The following is an 8,821-nucleotide window of genomic DNA, read 5'->3' on the forward strand; positions in this document are numbered from 1 at the left end:
GTTTCGCCAACTGGTCGCTGGTGGACGACGACGCCTATGTCGCCCCGGTGGCGGACGCCGCCGCGGCTGCCGAGCCGACGCCGGCTCTCCTTTCCGATTCGATGCTGGAACTGGAACCGGTGGTGGAAGCCGGGGCAGGGACGGCGAACCCGGTGCAGGGCGCGGTGCTGTTGCTGGCCGGCATCGGCGGGCCGGACGCCGTGCGCCGCCTGCTGGGCGGGTTGCCGCAGGATTTCCCGTACCCGGTGCTGGTGCAGATGCGCCTGGACGGCGGGCGCTACGCCAACCTGGTCAAGCAGATGGCGCGCGTGTCCGCGTTGCCGGTGCTGCTGGCCGACGCCGGCCATGCCGCCGAGGTCGGCACCGTGCACATCCTGCCCGACGACATGGGGCTGGAAGCCGCCGATGGCGCGCTGCGTTTCGCCGGTGAGGGCGCGGCGCTGCTGCCGCTGCTGCCGTTGCCGCACAGCGCCGTGGTCATGCTCAGCGGCGCCGACCCGTCGCTGGTGCCGGCGGTGCTCGACTTCGCCACGCAGGGCGGCTGGGTGGCCGGCCAGCACGGCGAGGGCTGCTACGACCCGGTCGCGGCCAGCCAGCTGATCACCGCCGGCATGGCCGCCGGCACGCCGGAACAGCTGGCGTCCGAACTGGTACAGCGCAGCGCCGCGTGAACGGCCGCTGCCGATCGAGGAACCGACCATGAGTTATGCAAGCAACGACGAAGTCCGCGGCGTCCTGATCCAGGCAGGCAACGAGCGCGTGCTGCTGCCCAACGCCACTGTTGCCGAAATGATGGCGCGCGTGCAGGTGGAGCCGATCGAAGGCGCGCCGTCGTGGCTGGCCGGCTACATCCACTGGCAGGGCTGGGAAGTGCCGCTGCTGTCCTACGCCCGCTTCAGCAGCCTGGGTGACGAACCGGTCGGCGGCAACAACAAGGTGGTGGTGCTCAAGGCGCTGGGCGGCAACCCCGACATGCCGTATTTCGCCCTGCTGACCCAGTCCTTCCCGCAGTTGATCGCGGTGCCGCGCGACGGCCTGCTTGCCGACGCGGCCGAGGAAAGCCTGCCGCAGGGCGTGCACATGCGCGTGCTGCTGGGCGAGCAGAGTGCGCTGCTGCCCGACCTGGACGCGATTGAAGCGGCGGTGACCGCCGCGTTGGCGGTAGCCGCCTGATGCGTGGATGCGGGGCTTGCCCCGCATGTGGCGTCACGCGCCGGTGATGCTCCGTGCCGGGCGAGCCCGGCATCTACGGGATTCCTTCTACAAATCCCCCAGCCGTGCCTGCAGCGCCGCGATCGCGGCCAGCCCCGCCGTTTCGGTACGCAGGATGCGCGGCCCCAACTGCAAGCCCTGAAAGCCGGCATCGGCCAGCTGCCGGCGATCGCGCGGCGACCAGCCGCCCTCCGGGCCGATGGCGATGACCACGCCGCTGGCCGGCGCTTCGGCCAACGTGGCCAAGCGGTGCTCGCCCTGCGGGTCCAGGGTCAGGCGCAGGGTTTGCTCCGGCAATGACGCCACCGCCGCGGCCAGGTTCAGCGGCGGTGCGATGGTCGGAATGCGCGCGCGGCCAGACTGGCCACAGGCCGAGCCGACCACGCTGCGCCAATGCGCCATGCGCTTTTCCGCGCGCGCGGCATCGAGCTTGACCTCGGTGCGCTCGGCATTCACCGGGACGATGGCGGCCACGCCCAGCTCGGTGGCCTTCTGCAGGATCAGGTCCATCTTCTCGCCGCGCGCGATGCCTTGCAGCAGGGTGATGGCCAGCGGCGATTCGTTGTCCAGCAGTTGCGCGTCGTCGATGCGCAACTGCGCGTCGCGCTTGCCCGCCGCGACCAGCGTAGCGGCGTAGTCGCGGCCGTCGCCATTGAACAATACGCAGGCATCGCCCTCGCGCAGCCGCAGCACCCGCAACAGGTGGTTGGCGGCCTCTTCGGGCAGGGGCACGGTCTGGCCGACGGCCAGCGGCAGTTCGACCGGGCAGCGGGTCAGGCGCATGCGCGACGCTCCGGCAGCGGGGCCGCTGCCGCGGTGGTGGGGTCTGCTAGCATTTCGGGTTCATGGAAACGTATCCGACAACGCGCATTCTATCGGTCCGCCGGCGCCGGGGCCGCGCATGAGCCGCCGCCTTCCGGTCATCCACGGCGTGGAGGAGGAGCGCATCGGCCCGTTCCGCCAGGAGCAGCTGGACCTGGAGTTCTCCAACGGCGAGCGCCGCCGCTTCCAGCGGCTGGTCAGCGGCGGCCACGGTGCGGTGGTGGTGGTGCCGATGCTCGACGACGACACGGTGCTGCTGGTGCGCGAGTACGCCGCCGGCCTGCACCGCTACGAACTGGGGCTGGTGAAGGGCCGCATTGACGCCGGCGAGACGCCGGTGCAGGCCGCCGACCGCGAACTCAAGGAAGAAGCCGGCTACGGCGCGCGCCGGCTCGACGTGCTGCGTGCAATGACCCTGGCGCCCACCTACATGAGCCACCAGTCGTGGCTGGTGCTGGCGCGCGATCTCTACCCCGAACGCCTTGCCGGCGACGAACCCGAGGAGCTGGAAGTGGTGCCCTGGAAACTGGCCGAGCTGGACCAACTGATGCTGCGCGAGGATTTTTCCGAAGGACGTTCGCTGGCGGCGCTGTTCATCGCCCGCGAATGGCTGGGGCAGGCGCGATGAGCGCGCTGGACGCCGCCCTGCGCGAAGGTGTCATTGCCATCGCCCACGACGCCGGTGCGGCGATCATGCGGGTCTATGCCGATGGCTTCGACGTCGAGCGCAAGGCCGACGACAGCCCGGTCACCACTGCCGACCTCGCCGCGCACACGCTGATCGTGCAGGGGCTGTCGCGGCTGACCCCGGAGCTGCCGGTGCTGTCGGAGGAATCGGCGCAGCTGCCGTGGGAGGCGCGCCGGCCGTGGTGCGAATACTGGCTGGTCGATCCGCTGGACGGCACCCGCGAATTCATCAAGCGCAATGGCGAGTTCAGCGTCAACATCGCGCTGATCCGCGACGGCGTGGCGGTATTCGGCGTGGTGCAGGCGCCGGTGACCGGCACGGCATGGCACGCCGTGCGCGGCGAAGGTGCACGGCGGCGCGTGGGCGAATGCGACGAAGTGGTCCGCACCCGCCGCGCACCGGCCGCGCCGTTGCGCGTGGCCGCCAGCCGCTCGCACCGCGATGCCCGCACCGAGGCGCTGCTGGCGCGCATGGGCGAGATCGAGCTGGTCGCGCAGGGGTCGTCGCTGAAGTTCTGCCGTATCGCCGAAGGCTCGCTGGACGTGTATCCGCGGCTGGGGCCGACCAGCGAATGGGACACCGCCGCCGGGCAATGCGTGCTGGAGGCGGCCGGTGGCGTACTGCTGGCCGCCGACAGCGGCGAGCCGTTCCGCTACAACCAGCGCCCGCGCCTGCTCAATGGCGATTTCGTCGCGCTCGGCGACGCTGCGCTGCCGTGGCGCGACTGGGTGGTCGGGCCGTGAGCGGGATGGGCGAGCCGGGTGACATCGCCACGCTGCTGCGGATCATGGCGCGGCTGCGCGACCCGGACGGCGGCTGCCCGTGGGACCTGGAGCAGGATTTCTCCAGCATCGCCCCGTACACCATCGAGGAAGCCTACGAAGTCGCCGACGCGATCGACCGCGGCGACCTTGCCGACCTGAAGGACGAACTCGGCGACCTGCTGCTGCAGGTGGTGTTCCATGCGCAGATGGCCAGCGAGCAGGGCGCGTTCGATTTTGCCGACGTGGTCGCGGCGATCAGCGGCAAGATGCTGCGTCGGCACCCGCACGTGTTCGGCGATGCGCAGGCCGACAGCGCCGGGCAGGTGTTGGCGAACTGGGAGCAGATCAAGCAACGCGAACGCGCCGATGCCGGCAATGCCGACACCTCGGCGCTGGCCGGCATCGCCCGCGGCCTGCCGGAATGGCAGCGTGCGCTGAAGCTGCAGAAGCGCGCCGCCCGCACCGGCTTCGAGTGGCCGGACACCGCGCCGGTGCTGGACAAGCTGCGCGAGGAAATCGACGAGGTGCAGGCCGAACTGGATGCCGGCGGCGATCCGGCACGGCTGGAAGACGAACTTGGCGACGTGCTGTTCGTCTGCGCCAACCTCGCCCGCCATGCCGGGGTGGACGTCGGCAGCGCGCTGCGCCGGGCCAACCACAAGTTCGAGCGCCGTTTCCGCGCGATGGAGGCGCTGGCCGCCACGCGCGGGCAGGCGATGTCCGGCCTGACGCTGGAGCAGCAGGAAGCGCTGTGGCAGGCGGTCAAGCAGGACGAGCGGGACGCCGCGCGATGAAGACGCTGGCGCTGTTCCTGTTGACCGCGCTGGCCGAGATCGTCGGCTGCTACCTGCCGTGGCTGTGGCTGCGCCAGAACGGCAGCGCATGGCTGCTGCTGCCGGCCGCGGCCAGCCTGGCACTGTTCGCATGGCTGCTGACCCTGCACCCGACCGCCAGCGGCCGCGTCTATGCCGCCTATGGCGGCGTCTATGTCTGCGTCGCGCTGCTGTGGCTGTGGCGCGTGGATGGGGTCACGCCGACCCGCTGGGACCTGCTCGGCGCCGGCCTGTGCCTGCTGGGCATGGCGGTGATCATGTTCGGCCCGCGCGCCGCCGCCTGAAGTCTCCGGGAATTACGGTAGGAGCGCACTTCAGTGCGCGATGGGGCTTTGCCGGAAATGCCATGTCGCGCACTGAAGTGCGCTCCTACGCAGGTCGCTGCGGCTGGCTATACTCGGGCAATCAAACAGACAAGGAGCGTAACGATGGGCAGCGGTGCCGGTTTTCTCGCGTTGGTGGTGCTGGTGGCGGGTGCCATCGTGCTGTTCAAGACGGTGCGCATGGTGCCGCAGGGCTTCGAGTGGACGGTGGAGCGCTTCGGCCGTTACACCCACACCATGTCGCCGGGCCTGCATTTCCTGATCCCCGTCGTCTACGGCGTCGGCCGCAAGGTCAACGTGATGGAGCAGGTACTGGACGTGCCCAGCCAGGACGTCATCACCAAGGACAACGCGGTGGTAAAGGTCGATGGCGTGGTGTTCTTCCAAGTGCTGGATGCAGCCAAGGCCGCCTACGAGGTCGCCAACCTGGAGATCGCCACCATCGCCTTGGTGCAGACCAACATCCGTACCGTAATCGGCTCGATGGATCTGGACGAGTCACTGAGCCAGCGCGAAACCATCAATGCGCAACTGCTGAGCGTGGTCGACCATGCCACCAATCCCTGGGGGATCAAGGTCAACCGCATCGAAATCCGTGACATCCAGCCGCCGCGCGACCTGGTCGATTCGATGGCGCGGCAGATGAAGGCCGAGCGCGAGAAGCGCGCGCAGATCCTCGAGGCCGAGGGTTCGCGCCAGTCCGAGATCCTGCGCGCCGACGGCGAGAAGCAGGCCGCGGTACTGGAAGCCGAGGGCCGCAAGGAAGCCGCGTTCCGCGACGCCGAGGCACGCGAGCGTCTGGCCGAGGCGGAGGCCAAGGCCACGGCGATGGTGTCCGAGGCCATCGCCCAGGGCGACGTGCAGGCGATCAACTACTTCGTCGCGCAGAAATACGTGGAAGCCTTCAAGGAGCTTGCGACTTCTCCGAACCAGAAGCTGGTGCTGATGCCGATGGAGGCCAGCGGCGTGATCGGCTCCATCGCCGGTGTCGCCGAACTGGCGAAGGAAGCGTTCGCCAAACAGGAAGAGCGCAAGGCCTCCGCATCGCGCGGCAACCCGCCGCCGCTGGGGCGCTGACCATGCGCTGGGAAGTGGTGGCATGGGCGGCGCTGGCGGTGGTCCTGTTCGCCGCCGAGGCGCTGGCGCCGGGTGCCTTCATGCTGTGGATGGGCTTCGCCGCCGCGGCGGTGTTCCTCGCGGTGTGGGCGTTCGACGGGTTCAGCGTGTTGATGCAGGTGGTGCTGTTCGTCGTGCTCAGCTTCGTCTCGATCCAGATCTACCGTACCTGGTTCCGCCAGCGCGGGCGGCAGAGCGACCAGCCGCTGCTCAACCGCCGCGCCGAGCAACTGGTCGGCCGCGTGGTGCTGCTCGACCAGCCGATCGTCAACGGCAGCGGCCGCGCCAAGGTGGACGATGCGTTCTGGGTGGTGGCCGGCCCCGACCTGCCGGCCGGCAGCCCGGTCCGGGTGGTCGCCGTGGACGGCATGACGCTGAAGGTGCAGGAAGCCTGATCGGGCGGCGGTGCGGTTGCCGCCCGCCGCGGTTTTGGATGCAACCATCTGGGATAATGGCCGCTTTCCCCACATGGACCGGCCATGACCCTGAAGACCCTGCTCAACGAAACCCACCGCTCGCTCGGTGCCAAGATGGTCGACTTCGGCGGCTGGGACATGCCGATCCATTACGGCTCGCAGATCGACGAACACCACCTGGTGCGCCGCGCCGCCGGCATGTTCGACGTCAGCCACATGACCGTGGTCGACCTGAAGGGCGAACGCACCCGCGAATTCCTGCGCCGGCTGCTGGCCAACTCCATCGACAAGCTCAAGGTGCAGGGCAAGGCGCTGTACTCGTGCATGCTCAACCCGCAGGGCGGGGTGATCGACGACCTGATCGTCTACTTCCTCGGCGAGGACTTCTTCCGCATGGTGGTCAATGCCTCCACCCGCGAGAAGGACCTGGCGTGGATGCGCCAGCAGGCTGCCGCCTTCGGCGTGGAAGTGGTCGAGCGCGAGGATCTGGCGATCATCGCCGTGCAGGGGCCGCAGGCGCGCGCGCTGGTGGCCGGCCTGGTGGCCGAATCCGACCGTGCCGCGCTGGACAAGCTTGGCCGCTTCGTCGCGCTGGATGTCACCTCGGCTGCCGGCGTGCCGCTGTTCGTCGCCCGCACCGGCTATACCGGCGAGGACGGCTACGAGGTGCTGCTGCCGCAGACGGCGGTGGTCGCGTTCTGGAATGCGCTGCTGGAAGCGGGCGTGAAGCCTGCCGGCCTCGGTGCGCGCGACACGCTGCGGCTGGAGGCGGGCATGAACCTCTATGGCCAGGACATGGACGAAACCGTCAGCCCGTGGGAAGCCGCGCTCGGCTGGACGGTCACCCTCGACGAGGGCCGCGATTTCATCGGTCGCGACGTGCTGGAGGCGCAGAAGGCCGCCGGCAACGCCCGGCAGATGATCGGCCTGGTAATGGACGAGAAGGGCGTGCTGCGCCATGGGCAGGAGGTGCTCACCGCCAACGGCGAGGGCGAGATCCTGTCCGGCACCTTCTCGCCGACGCTGGGCAAGGCCATCGCCTTCGCGCGCGTGCCGGCTGGCAACATCCCGATGGGAGCGGCGGGCGACGTGCGGGTGGATATCCGCGGCAGGGAGGTGCCGGTGCGCGTGGTCAAGTTCCCGTTCGTGCGCGACGGCCAGCCGCAGGCCGGCATCAACCCCTGATCCATGCAAACCGGCACGATCACCCCGCGCCCGGTTCGCTAAACTATCCCCGTCCCGACCACACCTCTATTTCGGAGCAGTTCCATGAGCGAGATCCCCGGCGACCTCAAATTCCTCAAGTCCCACGAATGGGCCCGTGCCGAAGGCAATGGCCGCGTCACCATCGGCATTTCCGACCACGCCCAGGGCCTGCTCGGCGACCTGGTCTACGTCGAGCTGCCCGGCGTCGGCGACACCGTGCAGGCCGGCAATGCCGCGGCGGTGGTCGAGTCGGTGAAGGCCGCTTCCGACGTCTACAGCCCGGTGTCCGGCACCGTGGTCGAAGTCAACGAAGCGCTGGCCGACAAGCCGGAAACCATCAACGAAGACGCCTACGGCGAAGGCTGGCTGTTCGTCGTCGAACTGTCCGAGCCGGAGCAGTTGAACGACCTGCTCGGCCCGGACGATTACGCCGAACTGCTGGAGAACGACGACCACTGATTCCGGTCGTCAGCCAGACAACGGAAACGGCCGCCATGCGCGGCCGTTTTCGTGTCCGCGGTTCGTGTGCATGGCCGGTGTCGGGAAGCCGCCGTCGGCAGGTGCCATCGTCGGTCGCGTGCCGGTCACGAGCGGACGATGAAGCGGCGGCATCGCCGCCGTCGAGTCGTTGGAAAGTGTCGCGACGATGGCATCGTGTTTGCGCAAAACGCTTTCCGCGTTGCCGGAAAAGGCGGTTGCAACGATGCACGTTGCAGGCCGGTCATCAGTTTTTTTCCACCGTGACGATGGCGTGCACGAAGCAGGTGCATGCACGGAAGGTGCCGTGCATGCATTCGCCGGAAAAAACGAATAGTGCTTTTTTCAAGTGGTTTTCCGCATGTGCCTGCGATCGCGTTGCGATGCGCGGGGCGTTGCCAGGGGCGCATGGCGTGGCGATGCGGGGCGATGGCAGGGGATCGGGTGCGGTGCTTCGCGAAAAAATTTGCGTGCGGGTAGTTGACAGTAAAAAAAACCGTGATTAGGTTTCGCCCAGCAGACCTTTCCTGCGGAAGCGAGTGAGCCGGATCAACATTCAGACGCGAAGCACAACCTGGACGTCCGCCACGATTGCATTGATGGTGGAGCAGGATTCGCTTCCTTCCGCGAAACACCCCATTACGACACGACACCCGCGACGCGAATCCGTTGCGGGTGTTTCCGTATCCGTCACGGCGCATGCCACGCGCCGTCGGTACTCCGCGATGCAACGCGGGTTTGCTTCAGCTGGGCATTTCGATTCCATAGATCACTGACGAGGAGCCATCCAATGGCCACGAAGAAAGCTGCGAAGAAACCGGCCGCCAAGAAGGCGGTGAAGAAGGTCGCCAAGAAAGCCACCGCGAAGAAGGCGGTGAAGAAGGTCGCCAAGAAGGCCACCGCGAAGAAGGCGGTGAAGAAGGTCGCCAAGAAGGCCACCGCGAAGAAGGCGGTGAAGAAGATA

12 protein-coding genes are annotated in these 8,821 nt (G+C 68.2%); 10 read left to right on the top strand and 2 right to left on the bottom strand.

Features of this window, described 5'->3' with window-relative positions:
* Positions 1-671: chemotaxis protein CheB (locus ABB34_RS14510; protein ID WP_275452851.1), on the top strand; the 671-nt coding region annotated here is incomplete at its 5' end.
* A gap of 28 nt (positions 672-699) precedes the next feature.
* Positions 700-1,173: a chemotaxis protein CheW gene (locus tag ABB34_RS14515; RefSeq protein WP_057642089.1), complete on the top strand. Its 474-nt coding sequence runs from the start codon at positions 700-702 to the stop codon at positions 1,171-1,173.
* An 87-nt stretch (positions 1,174-1,260) separates the two neighbouring features.
* Here the strand turns inward: ABB34_RS14515 and ABB34_RS14520 are convergent, their stop codons facing one another.
* Positions 1,261-1,995, bottom strand: coding sequence for a 16S rRNA (uracil(1498)-N(3))-methyltransferase (locus ABB34_RS14520; RefSeq protein ID WP_057642090.1), 735 nt, complete (start codon positions 1,993-1,995; stop codon positions 1,261-1,263).
* 118 nt (positions 1,996-2,113) lie between these two features.
* Here ABB34_RS14520 and nudE point away from each other — a divergent pair, with 118 nt between their 5' ends.
* From nudE to gcvH, 8 genes are all read left to right on the top strand, one after another.
* Complete coding sequence (nudE, locus tag ABB34_RS14525; protein ID WP_057642091.1) at positions 2,114-2,662, top strand: ADP compounds hydrolase NudE; 549 nt, start codon at positions 2,114-2,116, stop codon at positions 2,660-2,662.
* On the top strand, positions 2,659-3,465 hold the full coding sequence (gene cysQ, locus ABB34_RS14530) for a 3'(2'),5'-bisphosphate nucleotidase CysQ (RefSeq protein ID WP_057642092.1): 807 nt from the start codon (positions 2,659-2,661) through the stop codon (positions 3,463-3,465). Before nudE ends, cysQ begins: the two co-directional genes overlap by 4 nt.
* A 5-nt stretch (positions 3,466-3,470) precedes the next feature.
* Positions 3,471-4,280: a nucleoside triphosphate pyrophosphohydrolase gene (mazG, locus tag ABB34_RS14535; protein ID WP_057642093.1), complete on the top strand. Its 810-nt coding sequence runs from the start codon at positions 3,471-3,473 to the stop codon at positions 4,278-4,280.
* Positions 4,277-4,603: a YnfA family protein gene (locus ABB34_RS14540; protein ID WP_057642094.1), complete on the top strand. Its 327-nt coding sequence runs from the start codon at positions 4,277-4,279 to the stop codon at positions 4,601-4,603. Before mazG ends, ABB34_RS14540 begins: the two co-directional genes overlap by 4 nt.
* Before the next feature lie 144 nt (positions 4,604-4,747).
* Complete coding sequence (locus tag ABB34_RS14545) at positions 4,748-5,719, top strand: SPFH domain-containing protein (RefSeq protein ID WP_057642095.1); 972 nt, start codon at positions 4,748-4,750, stop codon at positions 5,717-5,719.
* A gap of 2 nt (positions 5,720-5,721) precedes the next feature.
* The gene (locus ABB34_RS14550; RefSeq protein ID WP_057642096.1) at positions 5,722-6,153 is read left to right on the top strand and encodes an NfeD family protein; all 432 of its coding nucleotides are present in this window, start codon (positions 5,722-5,724) and stop codon (positions 6,151-6,153) included.
* Positions 6,154-6,237: 84 nt separating this feature from the next.
* Positions 6,238-7,359, top strand: a complete 1,122-nt coding sequence (gene gcvT, locus ABB34_RS14555) for a glycine cleavage system aminomethyltransferase GcvT (RefSeq protein WP_057642097.1) — start codon at positions 6,238-6,240, stop codon at positions 7,357-7,359.
* An 84-nt stretch (positions 7,360-7,443) separates the two neighbouring features.
* Positions 7,444-7,839 carry a glycine cleavage system protein GcvH gene (gcvH, locus tag ABB34_RS14560; protein WP_057642098.1) on the top strand — a complete coding sequence of 132 codons (396 nt, stop codon included), beginning with the start codon at positions 7,444-7,446 and terminating at the stop codon, positions 7,837-7,839.
* A 9-nt stretch (positions 7,840-7,848) separates the two neighbouring features.
* Here gcvH and ABB34_RS15355 read toward each other — a convergent pair whose 3' ends face one another.
* Positions 7,849-8,046 (bottom strand): hypothetical protein, encoded by a 198-nt coding sequence (locus ABB34_RS15355; RefSeq protein WP_152979651.1) that lies wholly within the window; start codon positions 8,044-8,046, stop codon positions 7,849-7,851.
* Between the last annotated feature and the right edge of the window lie 775 nt (positions 8,047-8,821).

Source organism: Stenotrophomonas daejeonensis (assembly GCF_001431505.1).
GTDB classification, from domain to species: Bacteria; Pseudomonadota; Gammaproteobacteria; order Xanthomonadales; family Xanthomonadaceae; genus Stenotrophomonas; species Stenotrophomonas daejeonensis.